The following is a 19,158-nucleotide window of genomic DNA, read 5'->3' as shown; positions in this document are numbered from 1 at the left end:
TTAGTGGATATAGCGTGGCGGGTCATCTGCTGAATCTGGATTCCGGTTCCGAGTCTGGGGGTCCCGGAACGCATCGTCTCGATCGAATTCCTCGCCTCCGTCGTTCCCACTACTATCCTCGCTGGTGGTGGAGCCGGCCGTAGAATCATCATTTCCGCCGCCGAGGTTTCCGCCTCCGCTGTTTCCTCCCCCTCCACCGCTGCCGTCGGTGATCGCTTCACGGAGGCGAGAGCCAGTCGTATTGAGTCGTTGGCCGGTAGAGTGGGCTCTCGAATCACCAGAGTTCAAGACGTATTGGCCACCGCTCTTGACTGCGGGCTCATCGCGCACTCCTCGAACGAAGTTTCTCCCACCCTGTTTGGCCGATTGGACTTGTTCACGCCCTCTAGACAACCGACTACGGGCCTTCTCAGCAGACATATGCCTGGCCGCCCTGTCGGCGATGAAGAACAACGCCCCGGCCTGCCAGAACAAAACAAACGGAGAGGCAACGGCGAGAAGCGGGATAACGAGTGCCGTCAACCAAGCCCCGAACTCACCGGCTGAGGGGCCGAAGCTCGTCCCCAAGATGTCCCCGAGACGGAACAGGAGAGCAACTGGAACCGTCATAAACAGGAAAGGGACGTAGAACCCGGCCAACTTCTTCATGAATTTCGAGACTAGGGCGAACGGCCCGACGCCAGGGATCCAGAATACAATGAGTAGTGGCATCAGGAACACAAATAGGTAGAGTGCCAGTTGTCTCGCTAGGTAAATCAGGCCGATCAACACGAATAGGAGCAAATTCGTTGAGAGAGCGACGACCGTGCCGAGCACGCCCATCCCAGTGAACGACAGCGTCTGGAATAGCGAGATTTCTGACACCGAGGGGACGAGGAACCCAGCCAATGCATCCATAAACCGCAACGATAGCGCTGAGATCCACCACCACGACAAGATACCGAGCAGTCCAGCGAAGGCGCGTTTCTTGAGCTTCGAGCGATGGTATCCGTTGAACAAGTGGCTCGTCGATTCAAGGAAAATGACGATTCCAATCGAGAGGCCGTACAGCGATAGCGAAAGCGGGATAATCATCTCCCAGTAGTAGTCATAAATTCCGGGCCACGCTGCGTTCGTCGGCTGATTGAACACCGAATCTGGATGGGGAGTACCCACCACTGTCCGCAAGACTGCATCACCGTGATTCTCTATGACGGTCTCTATAGGGCTGAAGAGTATCTCAAGGAGTTCTTGGATAGCGCTGATGATAATGTCTCCAAGAGCACCTCCATCGCTGCCTCCGTCACTTTGAGCTAAAACCGGAGCAGTGCCCGTAGTCAGTAGCCCGAAAAAGACGAAGATAGAGCGAACTAGGAATCGGACGGGACTACGCATTGTCTCCACCCCCGTCCAGTAGTTCAATCTGGACGTCTTTACACGGGTGTTGGATTGCGCCTTGATCGTCGATGTGGTATCCACCGGACAGTTCCGCCCGAATCGGTTGCTCAATATCTCCGTGTGGGGTCTGAACAACAACGGTTAATTCTGCAGTATCACTCTCACATGAGACATCGTCGTTGTCATCGATGACGAGAACACCCCGTTGTTTCAGGAATTCCCGTTCAGTACCGGGGCTGAGGAATTCTTCGCTCGCCTCCGGACGCTCGAACGTGGTATCAGCAACGCCGTCTCCTTCGATTACCTCAGGTGCGTTCCGATACGGCGCATTCCGGAAGCCAATATTATACACCCAAGAGGGACCAGTACCGACGTTCTCGACCGTCACAAAGAGCCGACCGCTACTGTAGCCATCATCTTCATCGAACTCCGGTTCGACATCGACGATCTGGATATCGGGCCGAAGCTCCAGGGACATCGACTCAGATGTCTCGCCCGAAACGGCGACTAACTCGTACTCGCCGGCAGAGTACGTCCCACCAGTCTTGAAGACAATCTGTATTTCGACTCTTGTAGCTCCCTGTGCAACGGTTGACTGTTCGAACGTAGTACCATCTGGACCAATCAGATTGAGTTGGTCGACATCGTGATCATCAGCCAGCGTCACCACAAGGTTGGGTCCCGCGAAGCTGATTTCCTCAAATACCGAATCTGTAGACGGCGACGTAGAGGACGAACCTGTTGGGGATTCAGTCTGGTTGCCGGGACCATCGGTTCCGGAACACCCTGCTACTCCTGCAAGCAGGGCTGTTCCAGACGAAGCCAAAAGACGGCGTCGACTAATCCACCGTTCCGAATTCCGGTCATGGGATTCTGAATGTTCTCTGATCATTATAGTGACCTCCACGGGGGCCAGATACGCCACCCTGTAATCCGATCGATGAAGAACACTGCAAGGAGGAACAGCGAGACGGGAACGCCGATCCGGAACAGCGTCGACACCAACTGGAGCACTGAGCCTTGCAGCAGGACAGTATCCGAGTCGCCGGTATAGCCGGGAGGATTGAGCCACCAGTGGCCGGGTTCGTATCGGGCCGACACACCGCCAGGGGAACGTTCAATCGTCGTCGTGACGGTTCCGTTCCCGGTCGTGTTCACCCGCTGCCCGTTGACGACGACGTAGCCGTCCCGTTCGTCGGTATTGATTGGTGCGCCGGTGTTCGCGTTCTGGAGGGTCACCCGGACGGTGACCGTATCTTCGGTCTGGTTCACCACCTCCAGAGAGAGGTTGCTCTCGTCGATCTGGATTCGAGCGAACTCATCGGCGGGCCGTTCTGCCTCAACCCCTCTGACGAGCCCCCACGCACGGACAGTCTCGGGCTGTTCGTCGGTCGTGGCCCGCGTCGCGATGCCGTAGCTGGCCGTGTACGACTCCGTGAGAACATCCAGGTGAACGTTCGACGGGAGCGTCGGCGGCGACGTCGACGTCCCGTACACATCCAGTATCGTCACGTTCCGGCGGGGCGACGGCGTCGGCCCCGTCTCGATGGGGTACGCGTTCACCTGGAGTGGATGGAGCGGTGAGTGGGCGGTCCGCTGTCCGTCGTCCGAGCTGTAGACCAGCGTATCCCAGTCCTTGTCTCGGGCTGAGTAGAACCGCCAGACACCTCGGACATCACCGTTGGGCAACTGGTAGCCGAGCCACGGCTGGTTCTTGTAAACGACGAGGCCGAGATCACCGTTCGGATACTCCGCGATGAACCCTGATACCGCGAGGTCATACTTCGTGACCTCGATGGAATCGGTTACCGTGACGGTCTCGGTCGGGTATGAAACGGAACTCTCCCAGTTGGTACAATCGCCTTCGTCGTTGTGAGCGGTACAAACTTCGACCTCCTTCCGAAGTCGGACCGAGATATTCGCCTGGAGCGTGAGCTGGTGGTCCTCGCCGGCGTATCCATCCAAGGAGTACGACAGTGCCGGCGTGTGGGAACCACCAGCCGTCGTCTCCTCGTCGCCGTCGACGAGGAGTCTCGTCTCCTCAACCTGATGGCTCTCCAGACTCCAGTAGACACGTCGATCGCCGGAGGTGTCGTCAGGCGGCACCGCCACCCGGTAATCGACGGTCCCGCGGAGCGTCCCGTCTGGAGCGACGTAAAGCGGCTGTCTAGACGACGAGAGGCGCGCTCGGGTGGACGGCTGAACGGCGAACACCTCAGTATAGGCTTCCTTGATGAACTGGTCGCTGGTGAGGTCCGCATCTGGTGGATGGATCGACACGGAGCTGTTGGTCGCCGGGAACTCCGAGTGGTCGCCACGGTTCCATCGCTCAACTGCACGCGGGGGCGAATCGAACGGGACATCGGTCCCCTCGCCAAGCTGCTCGACCGCCGACCCGTTACTCAGATTCGCACCGTCGGTCGCACCGTCTTGATCCCCCGACCACAGTTTGTGAAAGGTCTCCTCCGGAACGCCGTGGTCAGTACTATTCGGGGGATGGGCGCCCACTGGAACGGCGGCTGTCGATGCGACGAGGACGGCGGACATGACGAGTGCGAATCCTGGTGCGTGGTTAGAATCCACAACTCGTGCCACCGACCACGATGTTGTTCAGGATGAACTGGACGATCTCCGTCCCGAGGGGGGCGACGATCACGCCCCAGAGCAGGCCCTGATTCCGGACAGATTTCATCTCCTTCTTCCAGTCCGAGCGACGGGTGAACGGGATCGCCACCGTCGCGCCGAGCGCGAGGACGCCGCCGATGAGCGGCCCACCGAACTGGATGATGGTGAAGATGTTCTGGATGGTGTCGGCCATGTTCGAGTCGCAGAATGCGCTCCCCGGATCCGACTGTGCGGCCGCCGTCCCCACGAACAGGATCAGCGGGAGGAGCGCCAGCAGAATCGGGCCGATGGACCTGTGGATGATCCGAATGACGGACGTCGATTCCTCAGTACTGGCCGGCGTCTCGCCGGAGGGGACCTTAGCACACATCGTTTGTGGGAAAGGATAGCACGACCAAAAGAGGTCAGAAAATTTGAATGAATTTGTAGATCTTCAAAGTTCTCCAAGTTCTCTAGAGAAGTTCTCATTCTACTGGGATATATGCGACCGCATAGCCTGGGTCGAACTAATGTCAGACGCGGACACAGCAACCAGCGCCAGCAACTCCGACTCGGATGTTAGCGACGATGTGGCCCGAATCAATATGCGAATCCCGCAGGACAAATACGAGTGGTTACAGGAAGAACTCGACTCATTCACGAGTGATACAGGCCGATTCCAGTACCTCATCCAGTTCTATTCCGACCACAAAGAAGATGACACCGACTGCTGATCTGCGACCCACAGGGCGACTTAGACCTGCAGCGGAGCAACGATGAGAAGCGGGCAATCCTCGCCCTCGAAATAGTACTGCTTTACCGTCGTCGCGTCCTCGAACTCGTCCGCATCCTCAGGAAGGGTGATCGTGCGGGCGCTGCTGTGTTCGTGGATCGAGTAGATGCCGAGTTCGGAGAGGTCCTCACACTCGGCGGGATCCAGTTCTCTACTGACCGCCTCCAACCACGCTTCAACTGACACGGAGGACCGCTCGTCCGTATCAGTTTCACGGGGGGTACTGCGGGGACTGGCTTGTGCCATGATACATTTGCACATACTTGCGTCTTATCTACTAAATACTGACGGCCAATGACTTTCTTAAAATCTGACTATGTAACTAATGAAGTGTTTGTCTGACGCCGACCGAATACACGTTAAGAAACGCTATTCTGAGGCGTTGAGACACGCTTGGATATCAGCACCAGTCGGAAAAGTCAAAATCACGAGAGGAACGGCGACAAGCGACCACCCGACTGGATCCAACTGTGGAACCGGATTCGACGAGAGATAGGCTCCAATTCCGAGTACGACAATAGGGGTATAGAGGAGAGTCGGCGCGATCGAACCGAGTCGGATAGCGACCGTCGGAGCAGACGGGGCGTAAACGGCGTCAACGTATGGGCCACGTCGATTGACACCGAACGAGACTGATTCCGCATAGAGCCTGTGGACGGCGTAGTGTGCGGACTCATGGAGGATCCACGCTACACCACACGCGAGTAGGTAGACGCCGAATATCAGAACCGTCTCATGGAACATTGGAACTACCGTCGAACGGTTCGAAATGGGAGGACATCGCAGATAAGCCTGAAGGGTAACCGTGGCTAGCGACCTTAACCAACAAGCTCGTGAACAACGGCAGGCTGTTGGTTAACGCGGAGAGACAGTCGATACCGCTGCCGTTCCTCATTTGATCTCGATGACCTCGCCCTGGCCTTCGTGGAGTCGCTCGCGGATTTCAGTTAGTAACTCCTGCCCTTCCTCGTACAGCTCACTCCCTTCATCAAGTGACACCTCATCCGCGTCGAGTTGGTCGATAATCTCTTCGATTCGGTTCATCCGACTCCTGATGTCCGTGTCTTTTGCCATCGATTAGATCACCCCCAGCCAGAGTGCAGTAATGAGCAGCAACAGCACTAGGAGCACGACAATTGCAACCTTGTAGTAAACTGGCGACAGGCCCTCAGGCGCGGTCGCCTCTTCGACTGCCTCGGCCAGTTCCTGTTCGTGTTCGTGCTCCTGTTCAAAGGTCTCGTACGCGGCCTCAAGCTGTTGCTCAAGCGGGCCAATGTCGCTAGCCAGGAAGTCATTCCGAGACTTCGCGATGTACTCGCCGGCCGCTGTCGGTGTGATCGCGGCCATATCCGCTACCCGATCCGCGATTAGCCGGTCGTCAGTATGGCCAATTGCCGTGACGATCGGGGTGTTCGCGGTGAAGATCGCTTCCGCGACCCGCTCGGTGTTGAACGCCTGAAGGTTCGAATCGCTCCCACCGCCGCGGCCGACGATAATTGAATCGACGTCCTCGGAGCGGTCCAGATGGTGAATCCCGTTCGCGATAGACGTCGGTGCCTCTGACCCTTGGACGGTCGCATCCTTCACCAGGATGTCGACTGTAGGGTCTTGCTCGTGGATCGCGCTCTGGATGTCGTACCGAGCATCCCCTCGGAGTGAGGTCACAACACCGACCCGTTCCGGAAACGCTGGCGGGCGCTGTTTCTGCTCGTCGTCGAACCAGCCACGCTCTTCGAGCTCGCTGCGCAGTCGCTCGACCGCGGCCGCTTGGTCGCCGTCGCCGACGACGATCACTTCCCACGGCTTGAGGTCGATTTTCCCGCCTTCAGTCCAGTAGTCGATATCGCCTTCCAGGATGACCTCAGTCCCGTCCTCGAGCTCGGCGTCCATCTTCCGATAGCGGTTTGCCCAGATCATACAGGGGAGCTCGGCGTCGCCATCGGTAAGCGTGAAGTAGAGCGCTGTACTGTTCTGATGGAGATCCGTGACTTCGCCAATACAGCGGACACCGTCGAGGGCAGGCGCATCCTCGACGACCGAGGCGATTCGGTCGTTCAGCTGTGACACGCTGAGGACGTCTCCTGCCTCAGGCTCGACCGCCTGCCGTTCAGTATCCGGTGCGTCCGCCATCTTCGTTTCCTAACTTCTGTACAGGAACCTCAAAAAGCTACGTTCGAGTGACGGGCTTGGCTGCGTTACGCAGGCCTACAGGTCGCGGGGCTGGACCGTCTTCCGGTCGTTGGACTCGGCACGCTCTGCGGCGTCGTCGAGCAGTTCGGCGACCTCCTCGTTGAGCGTGTCGTAGAAATCTGCCGAGACGTTGTTGTCCGAGAGTGCGTCCTTCACGGCTGCTTTGACGATTAGGTCAGACATTCCATCGCGGAATTCACCTGTCCACTATATAAAGGTTCGAAGTTTTCACGCGATATCCCGACCCAGTCAAGCCAAAATCGCCTCGGGGTACCAGAGAGAACATATGCCACCCCTCAAAATAGAGAACAGACGGATGCACGATCTAACTGGGTTCCAGCGGGACATCTTGTATGTAACGGCCGGGCTCAAGGAACCACACGGGCTCGCAATCAAAGACGAACTCGACGACTACTACGAACAGGAGATCAACCACGGGCGCCTCTATCCGAATCTCGACGACCTCGTCGACAAAGGACTGCTCGAGAAGGGTGAACTCGACAGGCGGACGAACGTATACACAGTTACACAGCGCGGTCAGCGTGAAATAGAGGCACGTCGTGAGTGGGAAACCCAGTATCTGGGAACCGTGGACTCAGGGACTGCATAGCGTTCTATCCAAGTGGGTGCAGTAATCGAACAATCAAGTTCTCGTTTCAACGAAATACATCCGAGGGCTCGTTACGATCCATCCGCCAATAGGTTATCGACGAGGCGGGTGAACCGGTCGATCATCCGATCGGACAGCGAGGGGGAGATCTCTTCGAGGAGGCGAGCGGTCTCAGTCCGCTCGGCTGCGACCAGCGTCACGTGATTATTGACATCTCGGTGTTTCTCGATGAGATTCTGTTCCGTCAAATGATCCAAGTGCCACTCAAGGGTTCCCCGAGCAATCCCGAGGGACTCTGTGACAGCGTTCGGGCTGGATGTTCCCTGTTCGAGAACACAGAATAAGATGTCGCGTGCTGTTTCCCGGCGAAGGACAGCGATTGCTCCCCGCTCCCACGCATCATATTCCGGTGTGTAATAGTGGGTCCGGCCATAGAGAGGTAGGTTGACCACTCTCTCTTGATTCTGGAGTTTCCTGAGATGGTACTGTACCTGTCCTGGTGCGAGGTCGAGTCTCCGCGTGAGCGCGTTGAAGTGTTCTCCAGGGTGGGTGGCAATATACTCGTGAATTCGGTCACGTTGGTGTGTCATGTATCGAAGTTGGTCTCGTTCGAAATGGTTCGGGAGTGATAGACTGCAGCAATAACGAGCGCTACAAGAATGACATCAAGCCCGTGTTCGAGGAGGTGATGCTCGGCTTGTGAAAACAGGCCTACGATGGAGATCCCCGCAACCGCAGAGCGTCCAAGAAGGGCAGCCAATGCAGCGACGATTAACAGATATGGACGGGATTGGCGTTGAACGAACGCGCCGATCGCAAGTCCCAGAAGTACCGCTGTACCCGCAGCCGCGGCGGTGATCACCACGAGCAACGGAAGGGACTGCGAACCGGTAAACCCGCTATGGAGTGGGACAAATCCCGCCATGTGGGCTGAATTTGAAACGCAGTTACCTGAGAACGTCGATTCGAGTTACTCCGGATGTTAGAATTGTAGAGAGTGGTTGGTGGTTCCAAACCTCTTCAGAGGGAGCAGTACCCAGATGCGAACCCAAGATTGTCTCACTTTTTTGTCCTTCACTATCACGACATACACGTATGTCCTCGTTCTCAGATCGTGCGCTCCTGACGGCGGTCGTCGCGGATGTCACGCTGATTCTCGGGTACGCCATCAGTGCGGTTCATCCTGACCGTCGAGTGTGGCCCATCGGTGACAGCTCTTGGCGGTGGTGGTTCAATTGGTCAGCGCTCTCCGTCGTGTTCGCTGGGTTTCCCGTGCTGGGCGCGCTCGATCGGGACTCCTTCATTTTCACCGAACGTTGGAGCAAACTCACGGGTAGCGGTATCGCCGCACTCGGGATGGGATTTGCCCTCTCAGCACTCTTCGAACTTGGGTGGATGGAAAGCAGTGGAAGAGAAGGGGAACTTCGGACGAACGGTATCTACCAGTACACGCGCAACCCTCAGAGCGTGGGATTCATTACGTTCATCGTCGGCGCGATCATTGCAGTGAACTCCCGGAAACTGGCTGTACACGGCATCTTGACCATCCTCGTGTACGCACTGTTCCCGTTTGCCGAAGAACCGTGGCTGCGAGAGCAGTATGGCCAGGAATACGAGCAATACCGCAAGCGGGCCCCCCGATTTATCGGGTGGAACTTGGTGAAGAAGCTCATCACCAGATAGTCTACTACCGACCTTGAGCGGGGATTCAAGAACTCTACCAGAACCGCCTTTTCCGTTGGCTTCCTAACTGTCGTCAATGACTGATGAGAGAGGTATCCCTCGCAGAGAATTCCTCAAGTCGGCCGTCGCTATCGGAGGCGCAGCGGCATTCAGTGCCTGTTTAGGCCGTGAAGATGTTGACGTCCCAACAGGGCCGGATGATCTCTCGTCGTATCCACAACGTCAGCACGCTTGGAATGAGGCCCTCCCACGGGACGACCACGGGAACGTCGTCGCTCCGAGCCATCGTGTGCTCCTCTATCTAAATTACCGACGAGACGGGCCCCCGAACGAAGACGACCGTGACCAAGTTGAAACAGCTCTCCGTGGGATCGAACACGCCTACGAGCGAAGCGGGGGCGGGTTATTGCTCACGGTGAGTTATTCTCCGGCATACTTCGACCGATTCGACGAATCGCTTCCCGAAGACGTTGACCTCCCTGATCCAGAAGCACTTGCGCCGTTTGAGGATCCCGAGTTCGATACGCCCGATGCAGTCGTCCATCTCGCGAGTAACACGGCACAGGTGGTGCTCGGTGCCGAAGAAGCCCTCAAAGGGAACAAATCAACCCTCAACGGTGTCGATCAGCCTGACGCTACACTGACCGATGTTTTCTCAATCGCCGACCGGCGGACGGGCTTTATTGGGGACGGGTTGCCGGCGGAGAATGCTGACGATGCAGAGGGTGTTCCGGCAGATAAGGTCCCAGAGGACGCGCCGCTGTTTATGGGATTCAAATCGGGATTCAAAAAGAACCAGGCCAGTGAAGATCGCGTGACAATCCAGTCGGGGCCGTTCGCCGGTGGAACGACCCAGCACATCTCCAAGCTCCAGCTCAATCTCAATCAGTGGTACAATCAGGACGATCGCTGGCAGCGTGAGGCGAAGATGTTCTGTCCGTACCACGCCGAGAACGACGTAATCGAGGGCGCTGGAGACAATCTCGGAACCAGCAGCAAAATCGACGACTGTCAGCCAACGGATGAGACGGCCCGCGAGATGGGCGTCGTCGGTCACTCCCAGAAATCCGCCCGCGCTCGCGATGACGATGACTCGCCTCTCATCCTTCGGCGCGACTTCGATTCTACCGACGGTGAAACCGCCAGCCTCCACTTCCTTGCGCTCCAGCGACGGATCACCGACTTCGTCGACACGAGAGAAGCGATGAATGGCACTGACGTCACCGAGCAGTCGGCCGTCGGTCAGCGAAACAACAACGGCATCCTGCAGTACATCCGAACGGAGCGTCGCGGTAATTTCCTCGTCCCCCCACGGTCGTTGCGTTCGCTGCCGCCTGCGCGACCGGTCGAGAACGCACAGGAGGTGACGCATGAATCGTCGTGACGTGCTTCGGGCGGTCGGGGGCACGTCACTCGTGGGGCTCGCGGGGTGTACCGGCCTGTTTGAGACGCGGTCAGCGCGGGCACCACCGCTCCCCGAGAACCGCCCGGACGCAGTCTACTATCCGACCCACTACGAGGGCATGAAAATGCCCGGAATGAAGGAACAGGGCGGGTACAGTTGTGCGCTCACGTACTCGTATGCGCACCGGTTCTGGCTGATGAAGCCGAATGGGATCACGAAGGTCGAGATTCAATCCGAAGATTCGATTCACCTGATGCCGGTCGTTTGGGAGACACAGACGGGGATCATCCCACCCGATATCAATCCACAGCTCACGATTACACAGGACGGCGAGCAGGTCGACCAGTTCGCACCGTGGCCGATGCTCTCCCAGCCGATGGGGTTTCACTTCGGCGATAACGCACAGCTCCAGGGCGACGGCACATACACTGTCGAGGTCAGCATCGGCGGGCCGTCGACGCGACGGACGGGGTCGCTGGCCGAGAATCAGGGGAACGCCTCGTTCACGTTCGAGTTCGAATTCAGCGAATCGACGCTCAACGAGATCTCGTATACGGACATTCCCGACGACAGAGAAGGCACGAAGGGTGCTGTCGACCTGATGGACATGGAGATGTTACCGAGTTCGCAAGTGCCGACACCGGACGCGCTCCCGGGGGACGTTCGTGGCTCGGGGACGAGTGGGGACGCGAAGTTCGTGGTTACGATCCTCGAAGACGCGTCACGTTTCGGTGGGGACGAGGAGCAGAGGTATCTCGCTGTTTCTCCGCGCACACCCTACAATCGAACGATGCTGCCGATGATGTCGCTTTCGGGAACACTGCACCGTGACGGGATGTCAGTGTTCGACGGAATTCTACAGGCAACCATCGATCCAGAGCTCCGCTATCACTACGGAGCGACGGTCGCAGATGTACAGACGGGAGATGAGCTGACGATCACGGTCGATTCGCCCCCACAAACAGCTCGCCATGAAGGATACGAGACAGCCTTCGTTGATATGCCAGATGTGCAGGTGACGTTGTAGTTCCAAAGGTGTCTTTAGAATTCCAACCGAAGCCAAATCTATGGAAGAGAAGCACCTCCTACTGGCGACGTTACTTGGCGTTGTCTCACTCCTGGTACTCACCGGATTCGTCGTTCGCTTAGCGTAGACAGTCACAGAATGGCCGAGGCTGGCAGTTACAGAAACCCCCGGTTGACGACAGCGAGGTCGACTCAATGAATCTACCAAACATAGTATCTCAGAGGAGAACATGAATCGGAGAACGTTTCTCAAACAGGGGACTGCTCTCTCGGGGGGCCTGGTACTGTCTGGTTGCCTGGGGCGGCTCGGATTCGAGACGCAGTCTGCATGGCGTGATCCACCGATCGTGGAGGATCGACCTGACGCGGTCTACTATCCGGCAATCATCGAAGGGATGGGAATGTACGGAACGACGACGGCAGGCAGTCTCGGATTTGCACTGATGCACTCCTTCCCGCACCGTTTCTGGAACCTCACTGGCTCACGAAAGACGAAAGTCGTCGTTCAGTCGGATGATTCGGTGCATCTGATGGCGAGTGTCTGGGACACCGAGACGGAGACGATCCTCCCGGTCGACGTCTCTGTCGAAATCAGTAACAGCGACGGTCGAGTGTCCTCGACCAACCTCTGGCCGATGATCTCGCCGAATATGGGGTTCCACTACGGCGACAATATCGCTCTCCCGGGGGAAGGACAGTACGATGTGACGCTCCAGGTTGGCCCGTTGCAGACAGCTCGTACGAGTCCATTCAACGGGCGATTTACAGAGGGACAGTCTGCCACGATGCAGTTCACGTTCGATACGGATGAGACGTACAATTTGGAGATTCGCCGGTTAGGGGACAAAGCAGGCACCCGTGGGACAGTCGATCTAATGGATATGGAAATGATTCCTGAACCGGTCGTGCCGACAAAATCCGAGCTTCCCGGTCGACTACTCCACGAAGGGCAATCCGGTGACGCAACGATGCTGGTTGCTCTCGTTGACGGTGACCATCGGTTTAGTGATACTGAAGGACCCTTCCTAATCGTTTCTCCACGCACACCCTACAATCGCGTGATGCTCCCGAGGATGGCTCTTTCAGCAACACTCGACCGTGGAGGGGATACAATCACACAAGGGACACTCCAAGCGTCCCTTGATCCTGACCTCGGGAGTTTCTATGGGATGGGTATTGATGAACTCAAGACTGGCGATACGGTCAGAATCACTGTAGAGACACCACCCCAACTGGCGCGCCACGACGGCTACGAAACCGCGTTTCTCGACATGGACCCGATTGAGTTCACTGCCGAGTGATCTTTCTGGTTGAGTTCTGACCTTAGTGTGCGATCCGTTGTTCTCTCGAAACCACCAGAATCAGGGTAGATATGGGGGCGTCGCTCCTGGAAGTGAGAGAATCCAGAGGCTAATAACGGTGTACCCGATCATCACACCGATGAACGGGTACTGGCTCCGGATTGCGACGAGACGACTCGAGAAGAGTTCGTAGGCGGTCGCGTGCGCTGCCCAGATAGCGAGGAGATGCCCGATGAGCACGTAGGCGATACTCAAACCCTCGAACCACCCAGGTGGAGACAATGTCAGGGGATTCGCTGGGGGCGACAGTGGAGAGAGAATTGCCATGCCTAGAGCCGGACTGAGGGATACAGCCAGTCCGGTGTAGTGGGCGAGGTGATATCCCGCTGCGATGGCCAATAGCGAGGGTGCAAACCGAAAGGCGATACGTTTCGCTGTGATGTATGTCCCGGTCCGTCGCCGAGAGAGTACGCCCGCATACCAATACGCGGCGAAGAAAACGACGTAGCCACTGACGAAAAGGAGTGTGTAGATGAGGATCGCACGAATCTGTACGGCTCCCACTCCAATATTGGAGAGGCTGACGAGTGCCTCGGTAGTTGCTGCGCCCGTCTGCGTCGTGATGAAGCCGCTGTACGTGAGCTCCCAAATCAGCGCAATGACGAACGCAACATCGGAGGTGTCCGTGATTAAGTCTGAGTCAGTCAGGTCGCTACCGGGCAGTTTTACAGTGAGCTTCCCGTCCCGCCGTTTTACAGGGGCGACAGCCCCGAAAAATCGGAACAGGACGGATAACGGATCTGCGTTCTCGAACCACGCGTCAGGACCGAAGAGTACTGCGCCTGCGATTGTGACGGCACTGTAGCCGAGGATCGCAAGCGAAAGAATTGACGGAATCGTGCTGACAGGGAAAATCACCTCAATCCACACAAGGAGTAATAGGCCACCGACAGCTGGCCATCGGGCTAATTCTCTTGGATACGTTCTGTGTCCAGCTGGGAGAAGCGAGACGATCCCTCGCCAGGGGTTCAGTGCTGGCCAAACGTTCCCTCCAAGATACGTAAGCATCGGCAAGCCCGCTCGAACGACGACAAATGTGACGAGAATGGTGAAGCTTGCTGTCGGGAGCTGCGGTCCGGTCAGTCCGAGATACACTGCCAGTCCAAGGACGACAATCCCAAAACTACGTCCGATCCATCGAATCGGTGTCCACCAGTCGTCGACCGTCGGACCGGGGAGTGACCAGTTGTGGAGATAGCGGATAAAGGCTCGATCAGTAACGAAGCTCGCAAGTAGGGCAGAGGCGCCGATCGTGGCGCCGCCAGTGGCAAGATACAGCCATCGGGGAACGGCAAGGGTATCCCGAGGCTGCTTCGAGAGCGTCATCCCGTTACCGGCAGCGACTGTTTCGGTAAACAGCGTCAGTATCGAGACCCAGAGTACAAACTGTACGAAGAGTCTGAGCTTCGTGTTCGAGACGACCCAATGACGAAGCCTCGACCCTGGACCTGACTCTATGTGTACCTCTTCGCTTGCCCCGGTGTTCGTATCTGAGTCAGGCAAAGATAGCATACATGAATAGAAGACCGAAGTACAGGAGCACGAGGGCTCCAAGCGCTTTCAGACGGAGTGTACGCAACTCGTCTTCTTCGTCTGCTCGGGCAGAGAGGAATGCGTCCTCCTCGTCGTCATCCAGCTCTTGGGGATGTTCTAAGCCTTTGTGGAGGACGAGGCGGTCGGTCGTCGGGAACGGATGCCCACAGTAATCACACTCCCCTGCAGGTGAGTCACGCCGTGGAACCGTAGTGCCTTCGTATGACATACTCTCGAAAGCTGTTATTCGGCCGTAGGCCAGTCAGCGTTGAAACCGTTCTGGTTCGACGTTCGAACTTCTCCGCTCGCGTATCGACCTACGTGGCGTCATCAATGGCCAGAATGGTCGGTTACAACAGATCTGCTAGCGAAGAACGAAGTTGTCCAAACGCTCCCTTTGACAGCGTGGAAGTAGTCTTTTGTTCAGAGTGGTTGTCTTCGACTGGAGACTGACTCTCCGTTTCTCGCTCTTCTTCGTAGGCGTCGCAGTAGATGCACATAAAAAAGAGTAGGCAGAGCGTCTCTATAAAACCATTTGACCGTAAGATGGGATAGCGCGGAGAATCGGGACTAAGCAGTATTACCAGCTTCAGACTGTGAGGTTATACCGCACCAATATTAACTAACGGCTGAATTACAGCCATTTTCTATTAACTATAGGGGTATCAATAACAGCCGATTTATTATATCGTGAAGCTCAACTCGAGATAATGAGCGATTCCGAAGACACGGATTCAACCTTCACGGGAGCGAGTCCATGGCCACTCTTTGTCGCTATTGGATTTGCTCTCTCGGAGGTCGGTGTCGTTCTCGGCCTTCGTCCTGTCTCTGTTGCGGGACTGTTGTTGTTCGTCGGATCTGTTGCTGGCATTCTCACAGAGGCGGAGTATATTACTGAACCAGCGAAAGCAGCAGGTGTTCAAGGATTCGTCCTCTTCGGCATCGGTATCTTGCTGATCACACAGAACCAGACCGGGACGACAATCCGCGGTCAATCGATTGCGATCGCTGGTATCCTGTGTCTCGTTGGTGCACTTGTCTGGGTAGGCTTCGTTCGAAGGAAGACCCGCGCAACGGTATCGACAGCAGAGACGTCGGAAACAACATCTGATTGAGTTTCAGTAACAAACTATCGATGGAATTCGATAACACGAAAACGGTAATCGCGTTCGGGGTCCTGCTCACCCTCATAATTGGTGGGACGATGATGAGTCCGACGAGCAAAAGTACAGTCATGATGGTGAGCGTCGGCCTCGTCGTGTTTGGAGTCTTTACGCTCTTCCTCGAGGTCAAACACGGTGAGTATCGAGCAAACCATACTTAGGTCTGCATTTGAGATGAGACAACGGCCGAGTTAATAATATAGGGCAAAGTATTTATTAGGTATTGGCAGAAAATGGGTGTTTTATAGCAGTCGATTTAATAAATGTGTAGTGGCTAGGGGAGAGTGATGACCTCCCCCGACGACGATTCCCACAACAGGAGTGGTGAGCCACCGGATCGCGCCCACGAACACGAAGAAGGGTCCCACGAGCATAGTCACACGCATGACCACGACCACAGTGATCACGAACACGCCCAACACACAGAACAGGGCGTCGACGACGTTTCTCCACCCATAGACCAAGGGGACGTTGCACAATTCGCGGTCCCGGAGATGGATTGTCCATCCTGTGCAGGAAAGGTAGAGAACAGCGTCGAAAAACTGGACGGAATCCGCAGCGTCGACCCGCAAGTGACGAAAGGGACGCTGACCGTTTCATACGACGGCGAACAAACGAGTGCCACCGCGATTGCTAATCGGGTCGAAAAGGCCGGGTACACCGTGGAGGACACCGGCGAAGTGTCCTCGAAATTCACGGTTCCGGAAATGGATTGCCCGTCGTGTGCTGGCAAAATCGAGAACGCTCTCGAGAGGGTCGAGGGAATTACAACATTCGAAACCCAGCCGACGACCGGAACCGTCGTCGTCACGTACGATTCTTCGAGGACTGGAGAAGCCGATATCATCGGCGCTATCGAACGTGCCGGGTACAAGGTTACAGACACGTCGAGCGACGAATCAGGACGGCAGGACCCGACTGAGGAACGCGAGAGCATCTGGACGAGTCCACGAGCACTCAAGACGTGGATCAGCGGTGGATTCGTCGCTCTCGGCTTGCTCTTCGAGTTCTTCCTGACCGGGCAGAATGTACAGCTTGCAAGCCTTCTCGGAACGGAGCTGCTCGTCGCCGACGTACTGTTCCTCGTTGCCGTCGCGTCCGGTGGTCAGGAGATCTTCCGCAACGGCTACTACTCCGCTCGGAATCTGAACCTCGATATCGACTTCCTGATGTCGGTGGCTATCCTCGGAGCACTCGTTGCGAGCCTCGCCTTCGGTGAGGCGCTCTACTTCGAGGCGGCCACCCTCGCGTTCCTGTTCAGTATCGCCGAGCTGCTGGAGCGGTACTCGATGGATCGCGCTCGGAACTCGCTCCGGGAGTTGATGGACCTCTCACCGGATGAGGCAACCGTCAAACGGGACGATACCACGGAGACAGTTCCTGTCGACGAGGTCGCTGTCGGCGACGTGGTCGTCGTCAAACCGGGGGAGAAGATCCCGATGGACGGAACCGTCGTCGACGGTGAAAGCGCCGTCAATCAGGCACCCATCACAGGCGAAAGCGTACCCGTCGACAAGACGATGGGAGATGAGGTATACGCCGGCACGATCAACGAAGAGGGCTATCTTGAGGTAGAGGTTACCTCTGAAGCCGGTGATAACACGCTCTCGCGAATCGTGGAGATGGTCGAGGATGCCCAGTCGAACAAGACCGAGCGCGAGCAATTCGTCGAACGCTTCTCAACGTACTACACGCCAGTCGTCGTTGCCTTCGCCATTTTGACGACGGTGGGAAGCCCGTACGTTCTCGGCACGACCTGGCCCACGGCCGTCGTCTACGGGTTGACGTTACTGGTACTGGCCTGCCCGTGTGCGTTCGTCATCTCGACACCCGTGTCCGTCGTGTCGGGAATTACGAGCGCCGCGAAGAACGGCGTCCTGATCAAGGGCGGCAACCACCTCGAAGCGATGGGGGCCGTCGACGTCGTCGCCTTCGACAAAACGGGGACGCTCACGAAAGGTGAGCTCACCGTCACTGACGTCGTTCCATTAAACGAAAATTCGGAGGAAGACGTCCTCCGGTGTGCCCGCGGGCTCGAACAACGGAGCGAACATCCCATCGGCGAGGCGATCGTCGCTGAGGCCGGCAGCATGGGAGTCGCCGAGCGCGAGATCGATGATTTCGAGAGCATCACCGGCAAGGGCGTCCGGGCCGACCTCGACGGGACGCCCCACTTCGCTGGCAAGCCGGGGCTGTTCGAGGAGCTGGGATTCGACCTATCACACGTCCACGCGACCACTGACGGCGGTGTCGTCACCCAGACAGCTCGGCAGATATGCGACCGGAACAACTGCCTCGACCTTCTCGACGAGACCGTTCCCGAACTCCAAGCAGAAGGGAAGACCGTTGTCCTCGTTGGAACCGAAGACGAACTCGAAGGCGTCATCGCAGTCGCCGACGAGATCCGACCCGAAGCGAAGCGAACAGTGACGCGACTCAAGCAACTCGGCGTCTCCCGAACGGTGATGCTGACGGGTGACAATGAGCGGACTGCCCGCGCGATCGCCGAACAGGTCGGCGTCGACGAGTACCAGGCCGAATTACTCCCCGAGGACAAGGTGACGGCGATCGAGGAGCTCGTCGAGGAGTACGACGGCGTTGCGATGGTCGGTGACGGCATCAACGACGCACCGGCGCTCGCCACCGCCACAGTCGGCGTGGCGATGGGGGCTGCCGGGACTGATACCGCATTGGAGACCGCCGACATCGCCTTGATGGGTGATGACCTCGCAAAGCTCCCGTACCTCTACGAACTCGCACACGATGCGAACGGGGTCATCCGACAGAACATCTGGTCGAGTCTCGCTGTCAAAGCCGGGCTGGCAGTCGCAGTCCCGTTCGGATACGTCCCGATCTGGCTCGCCGTCCTCGCTGGCGATGCCGGAATGACGACGGCCGTCACCGGGAACGCGATGCGACTCTCTCGAATCACGCCGGAGACAGACACCGAAACCAGCGCTTCGGAGGGGTAAGATGGGTGCAGAGAATGAGGGAAACGCAACATCCCATACGGAGGCAGATCAGCAACGATACCCGTTCGGACTCTCGTCTCCGCAGTTTGCCGTCCTCGTTGTGCTCATTGGGCTCATCGGGCCCGGTTTGTTGGTATACACCTTCGAACAGGCGAACCTCTCTGCAGTTGCTGACCTCGTGTGGATCGTCGGCTATGGCACAACCGTATTTGTGGTTTGGTTCATCTGGCTTCGTCCGCTCGATTTCGCGGGCTCCTCCGCCCAAGATACATCACTCTCCGAAGAATCGGAGCGGTCCAAACCAGAACCGGAGGGAGCCGATGAGGAGATTACCTCTTCGGATAGCACTGAATCAACGGCGCAGGATTCGATGGTGACGAGTGAAGACGGGGCCCAGGAATCTACCCAGGAACAACCGGAATCCTCAGATTCGAAATAGAA

22 protein-coding genes are annotated in these 19,158 nt (G+C 57.1%); 10 read left to right on the top strand and 12 right to left on the bottom strand.

What is annotated here, in order from left to right:
* From SM753_RS18395 to SM753_RS18380, 4 genes are read right to left on the bottom strand one after another with little or no spacing between them, the layout of a single operon-like run.
* Positions 1 to 1,374: a hypothetical protein gene (locus tag SM753_RS18395; RefSeq protein ID WP_004594537.1), complete on the bottom strand. Its 1,374-nt coding sequence runs from the start codon at positions 1,372 to 1,374 to the stop codon at positions 1 to 3.
* Positions 1,367 to 2,269: a hypothetical protein gene (locus tag SM753_RS18390; protein WP_011222439.1), complete on the bottom strand. Its 903-nt coding sequence runs from the start codon at positions 2,267 to 2,269 to the stop codon at positions 1,367 to 1,369. Before SM753_RS18390 ends, SM753_RS18395 begins: the two co-directional genes overlap by 8 nt.
* On the bottom strand, positions 2,269 to 3,960 hold the full coding sequence (locus SM753_RS18385; protein ID WP_004594539.1) for a hypothetical protein: 1,692 nt from the start codon (positions 3,958 to 3,960) through the stop codon (positions 2,269 to 2,271). The genes SM753_RS18390 and SM753_RS18385 overlap by 1 nt, the downstream gene beginning before the upstream one ends.
* Positions 3,950 to 4,372: a hypothetical protein gene (locus SM753_RS18380; protein ID WP_004594540.1), complete on the bottom strand. Its 423-nt coding sequence runs from the start codon at positions 4,370 to 4,372 to the stop codon at positions 3,950 to 3,952. Before SM753_RS18380 ends, SM753_RS18385 begins: the two co-directional genes overlap by 11 nt.
* Before the next feature lie 139 nt (positions 4,373 to 4,511).
* On the opposite strand from SM753_RS18380, the gene SM753_RS18375 reads away from it, so the two are divergent.
* Complete coding sequence (locus SM753_RS18375) at positions 4,512 to 4,715, top strand: hypothetical protein (RefSeq protein WP_004594541.1); 204 nt, start codon at positions 4,512 to 4,514, stop codon at positions 4,713 to 4,715.
* A 20-nt stretch (positions 4,716 to 4,735) separates the two neighbouring features.
* Here the strand turns inward: SM753_RS18375 and SM753_RS18370 are convergent, their stop codons facing one another.
* From SM753_RS18370 to SM753_RS18355, 4 genes are all read right to left on the bottom strand, one after another.
* Entirely contained in the window at positions 4,736 to 4,960 is a 225-nt protein-coding gene (locus SM753_RS18370; protein WP_199242302.1) for a hypothetical protein, read from the bottom strand.
* Between the two features lie 705 nt (positions 4,961 to 5,665).
* Positions 5,666 to 5,848: an exodeoxyribonuclease VII small subunit gene (gene xseB, locus SM753_RS18365; RefSeq protein WP_011222436.1), complete on the bottom strand. Its 183-nt coding sequence runs from the start codon at positions 5,846 to 5,848 to the stop codon at positions 5,666 to 5,668.
* 3 nt (positions 5,849 to 5,851) lie between these two features.
* Complete coding sequence (xseA, locus tag SM753_RS18360) at positions 5,852 to 6,904, bottom strand: exodeoxyribonuclease VII large subunit (RefSeq protein ID WP_004594545.1); 1,053 nt, start codon at positions 6,902 to 6,904, stop codon at positions 5,852 to 5,854.
* 75 nt (positions 6,905 to 6,979) lie between these two features.
* The gene (locus SM753_RS18355; RefSeq protein WP_004594546.1) at positions 6,980 to 7,147 is read right to left on the bottom strand and encodes a DNA-binding protein; all 168 of its coding nucleotides are present in this window, start codon (positions 7,145 to 7,147) and stop codon (positions 6,980 to 6,982) included.
* Between the two features lie 133 nt (positions 7,148 to 7,280).
* Between SM753_RS18355 and SM753_RS18350 the strand changes: the two genes are divergently transcribed.
* A complete protein-coding gene (locus SM753_RS18350; protein ID WP_004594547.1) occupies positions 7,281 to 7,574 on the top strand; it encodes a PadR family transcriptional regulator in 294 nt (97 codons plus the stop codon).
* 71 nt (positions 7,575 to 7,645) lie between these two features.
* On the opposite strand, the gene SM753_RS18345 is transcribed toward SM753_RS18350, so the two are convergent.
* Complete coding sequence (locus SM753_RS18345) at positions 7,646 to 8,164, bottom strand: winged helix-turn-helix transcriptional regulator (protein WP_004594548.1); 519 nt, start codon at positions 8,162 to 8,164, stop codon at positions 7,646 to 7,648.
* Positions 8,161 to 8,439, bottom strand: coding sequence for a hypothetical protein (locus SM753_RS18340; RefSeq protein ID WP_225935279.1), 279 nt, complete (start codon positions 8,437 to 8,439; stop codon positions 8,161 to 8,163). Before SM753_RS18340 ends, SM753_RS18345 begins: the two co-directional genes overlap by 4 nt.
* A gap of 230 nt (positions 8,440 to 8,669) precedes the next feature.
* On the opposite strand from SM753_RS18340, the gene SM753_RS18335 reads away from it, so the two are divergent.
* The 4 genes from SM753_RS18335 (at position 8,670) to SM753_RS18320 (ending at position 12,989) form a co-directional block, all read left to right on the top strand.
* Positions 8,670 to 9,257 (top strand): isoprenylcysteine carboxylmethyltransferase family protein, encoded by a 588-nt coding sequence (locus tag SM753_RS18335; RefSeq protein ID WP_004594550.1) that lies wholly within the window; start codon positions 8,670 to 8,672, stop codon positions 9,255 to 9,257.
* A 76-nt stretch (positions 9,258 to 9,333) separates the two neighbouring features.
* Positions 9,334 to 10,641: a twin-arginine translocation signal domain-containing protein gene (locus tag SM753_RS18330; protein WP_011222434.1), complete on the top strand. Its 1,308-nt coding sequence runs from the start codon at positions 9,334 to 9,336 to the stop codon at positions 10,639 to 10,641.
* Positions 10,628 to 11,689, top strand: a complete 1,062-nt coding sequence (locus tag SM753_RS18325) for an iron transporter (RefSeq protein ID WP_004594552.1) — start codon at positions 10,628 to 10,630, stop codon at positions 11,687 to 11,689. Before SM753_RS18330 ends, SM753_RS18325 begins: the two co-directional genes overlap by 14 nt.
* 229 nt (positions 11,690 to 11,918) lie before the next feature.
* Positions 11,919 to 12,989 (top strand): iron transporter, encoded by a 1,071-nt coding sequence (locus SM753_RS18320; protein ID WP_011222433.1) that lies wholly within the window; start codon positions 11,919 to 11,921, stop codon positions 12,987 to 12,989.
* A gap of 60 nt (positions 12,990 to 13,049) precedes the next feature.
* Here the strand turns inward: SM753_RS18320 and SM753_RS18315 are convergent, their stop codons facing one another.
* Positions 13,050 to 14,561 (bottom strand): hypothetical protein, encoded by a 1,512-nt coding sequence (locus SM753_RS18315; protein ID WP_004594554.1) that lies wholly within the window; start codon positions 14,559 to 14,561, stop codon positions 13,050 to 13,052.
* Positions 14,545 to 14,811 carry a hypothetical protein gene (locus tag SM753_RS18310; protein ID WP_004594555.1) on the bottom strand — a complete coding sequence of 89 codons (267 nt, stop codon included), beginning with the start codon at positions 14,809 to 14,811 and terminating at the stop codon, positions 14,545 to 14,547. The genes SM753_RS18315 and SM753_RS18310 overlap by 17 nt, the downstream gene beginning before the upstream one ends.
* 481 nt (positions 14,812 to 15,292) lie before the next feature.
* Between SM753_RS18310 and SM753_RS18305 the strand changes: the two genes are divergently transcribed.
* The 4 genes from SM753_RS18305 to SM753_RS18295 all read left to right on the top strand — a co-directional run bounded on the left by SM753_RS18305 (position 15,293) and on the right by SM753_RS18295 (position 19,156).
* Positions 15,293 to 15,697, top strand: coding sequence for a hypothetical protein (locus tag SM753_RS18305; RefSeq protein WP_004594556.1), 405 nt, complete (start codon positions 15,293 to 15,295; stop codon positions 15,695 to 15,697).
* Positions 15,698 to 15,717: 20 nt separating this feature from the next.
* Positions 15,718 to 15,906, top strand: a complete 189-nt coding sequence (locus SM753_RS21465; RefSeq protein ID WP_004594557.1) for a hypothetical protein — start codon at positions 15,718 to 15,720, stop codon at positions 15,904 to 15,906.
* A 126-nt stretch (positions 15,907 to 16,032) separates the two neighbouring features.
* A complete protein-coding gene (locus SM753_RS18300; RefSeq protein ID WP_004594558.1) occupies positions 16,033 to 18,717 on the top strand; it encodes a heavy metal translocating P-type ATPase in 2,685 nt (894 codons plus the stop codon).
* 1 nt (position 18,718) lies between these two features.
* Positions 18,719 to 19,156, top strand: coding sequence for a hypothetical protein (locus tag SM753_RS18295; protein ID WP_004594559.1), 438 nt, complete (start codon positions 18,719 to 18,721; stop codon positions 19,154 to 19,156).
* Positions 19,157 to 19,158: the final 2 nt, after the last annotated feature.

This window comes from Halostella sp. PRR32 (assembly GCF_034808085.1).
Classification (GTDB): Archaea; Halobacteriota; Halobacteria; order Halobacteriales; family Natronoarchaeaceae; genus Halostella; species Halostella pelagica.
Note: the sequence above shows the minus strand (reverse complement) of the source record. Positions and strands in the feature narration are given on the sequence as shown.

Excerpts from the sequence above, each read along its gene's own strand:
- SM753_RS18335 (WP_004594550.1), top strand. The coding sequence starts at position 8,670 with ATGTCCTCGTTCTCAGATCGTGCGCTCCTGACGGCGGTCGTCGCGGAT.
- SM753_RS18295 (WP_004594559.1), top strand. The coding sequence starts at position 18,719 with ATGGGTGCAGAGAATGAGGGAAACGCAACATCCCATACGGAGGCAGAT.
- SM753_RS18305 (WP_004594556.1), top strand. The coding sequence starts at position 15,293 with ATGAGCGATTCCGAAGACACGGATTCAACCTTCACGGGAGCGAGTCCA.
- SM753_RS18380 (WP_004594540.1), bottom strand. The coding sequence starts at position 4,372 with ATGTGTGCTAAGGTCCCCTCCGGCGAGACGCCGGCCAGTACTGAGGAA.
- SM753_RS18395 (WP_004594537.1), bottom strand. The coding sequence starts at position 1,374 with ATGCGTAGTCCCGTCCGATTCCTAGTTCGCTCTATCTTCGTCTTTTTC.
- xseA (WP_004594545.1), bottom strand. The coding sequence starts at position 6,904 with ATGGCGGACGCACCGGATACTGAACGGCAGGCGGTCGAGCCTGAGGCA.
- SM753_RS18315 (WP_004594554.1), bottom strand. The coding sequence starts at position 14,561 with ATGCTATCTTTGCCTGACTCAGATACGAACACCGGGGCAAGCGAAGAG.
- SM753_RS18300 (WP_004594558.1), top strand. The coding sequence starts at position 16,033 with ATGACCTCCCCCGACGACGATTCCCACAACAGGAGTGGTGAGCCACCG.
- SM753_RS18325 (WP_004594552.1), top strand. The coding sequence starts at position 10,628 with ATGAATCGTCGTGACGTGCTTCGGGCGGTCGGGGGCACGTCACTCGTG.
- SM753_RS21465 (WP_004594557.1), top strand. The coding sequence starts at position 15,718 with ATGGAATTCGATAACACGAAAACGGTAATCGCGTTCGGGGTCCTGCTC.
- SM753_RS18355 (WP_004594546.1), bottom strand. The coding sequence starts at position 7,147 with ATGTCTGACCTAATCGTCAAAGCAGCCGTGAAGGACGCACTCTCGGAC.
- SM753_RS18350 (WP_004594547.1), top strand. The coding sequence starts at position 7,281 with ATGCACGATCTAACTGGGTTCCAGCGGGACATCTTGTATGTAACGGCC.
- SM753_RS18310 (WP_004594555.1), bottom strand. The coding sequence starts at position 14,811 with ATGTCATACGAAGGCACTACGGTTCCACGGCGTGACTCACCTGCAGGG.
- SM753_RS18345 (WP_004594548.1), bottom strand. The coding sequence starts at position 8,164 with ATGACACACCAACGTGACCGAATTCACGAGTATATTGCCACCCACCCT.
- SM753_RS18320 (WP_011222433.1), top strand. The coding sequence starts at position 11,919 with ATGAATCGGAGAACGTTTCTCAAACAGGGGACTGCTCTCTCGGGGGGC.
- SM753_RS18390 (WP_011222439.1), bottom strand. The coding sequence starts at position 2,269 with ATGATCAGAGAACATTCAGAATCCCATGACCGGAATTCGGAACGGTGG.
- xseB (WP_011222436.1), bottom strand. The coding sequence starts at position 5,848 with ATGGCAAAAGACACGGACATCAGGAGTCGGATGAACCGAATCGAAGAG.
- SM753_RS18330 (WP_011222434.1), top strand. The coding sequence starts at position 9,334 with ATGACTGATGAGAGAGGTATCCCTCGCAGAGAATTCCTCAAGTCGGCC.
- SM753_RS18375 (WP_004594541.1), top strand. The coding sequence starts at position 4,512 with ATGTCAGACGCGGACACAGCAACCAGCGCCAGCAACTCCGACTCGGAT.